Origin of the sequence: Streptococcus parasanguinis (genome assembly GCF_001578955.1) — a bacterium.
GTDB lineage: Bacteria > Bacillota > Bacilli > Lactobacillales > Streptococcaceae > Streptococcus > Streptococcus parasanguinis_U.
In genome coordinates this window covers 56,346-57,505 of the sequence record NZ_KQ969689.1, presented here as the reverse complement: position 1 = coordinate 57,505, position 1,160 = coordinate 56,346, and the positions used below count along the sequence as shown (strand labels likewise).

At 47.0% G+C, this 1,160-nt stretch carries 1 protein-coding gene; it reads right to left on the bottom strand.

Translation table 11 applies throughout. From position 1 onward, the window contains the following. Positions 1 to 187: 187 nt before the first annotated feature. Positions 188 to 1,160, bottom strand: a 973-nt coding sequence (gene dinB / locus SPADD19_RS00270; protein ID WP_061454891.1) for a DNA polymerase IV, incomplete at its 5' end; no start/stop codon positions are given.

The following is a 1,160-nucleotide window of genomic DNA, read 5'->3' as shown; positions in this document are numbered from 1 at the left end:
CAACAGTGCTTCTGTCCTGCTCCCTATTTTGACTTTATCCGCGAACGCCCTTTGTATCTTAATATAGTCATGGAACTTCCTGGATTGCTGAAATCATCCACTGGATCATTTCACCTAACGTCCGTACTCACCTAAGGAAAGTTTCTAAGATGACTTTGTCATCAATCTTAGGCGATTAGTGAACAGACTAGTCGTCTTCTTTTTCTTCCACCAAAGGTAGATCAGTATGATCGACGAAATTGGTCATGGTGACACCCAAGAGGCGGATTCCAGTATTTGTCGATTCAATTTCTTGAAAAATATGGCGAGCGGAACGATTGATCCGCTCAGCCTCTCGTGTTGGCTCCGTCAGTGTGATCCGCTTGGTCAAGGTGGTAAAGTCAGCATAGCGCACTTTTAAGACCAAGGTCTTGCCTTGCTTGCCGTGTTTTACCAGCGATTGGGCTACCTTACTGGACAGATTGGCAATTTCTTCTAAAATATCATCTTCAGCATAGAGGAGCTTGCGGTAGGTCCGCTCTTTTCCGATCGACTTGCGGATGCGATGGCTCTTGACAGGGCTATTGTGAATGCCTCGCGCCTTACGAAAGAGATCATAGCCAAAGCGTCCAAATCGATCAATTAAAGTCATCTCCGGGATGGCTAAAAGATCCGCACCAGTATAGACCCCCATCTCATGCAGCCGCTCCACTGTCTTCTTTCCTACCCCGTGAAATTTGGCAATGTCCATCTGGCTCAGGAAATCCTCGGCATCCTCCGGCAAGACCACCGTTAGGCCACGGGGCTTTTGGTAGTCACTTGCCATCTTGGCCAAAAACTTATTATAAGAGACACCCGCTGAAGCTGTGAGATGCAGCTCTTCCCAGATCGCATGCTGAATCAAGCGGGCAATCTTGACAGCTGATTTGCTCTGGATTTTATTTTCCGTCACATCTAGATAGGCTTCGTCAATACTCATGGGCTCGATCAGATCTGTATAGCGCTTGAAAATTTCACGAACCTGTTCGCCAACTTCTCGATATTTTTCATAATTTCCAGAGATAAAAATCGCTTGAGGACAAAGGCCCAGCGCTTCTTTGGAACTCATGGCCGAGTGAATGCCATATTTCCTTGCTTCATAGTTACAGGTCGAGACCACCCCTCTCCCACCTGACTGACGA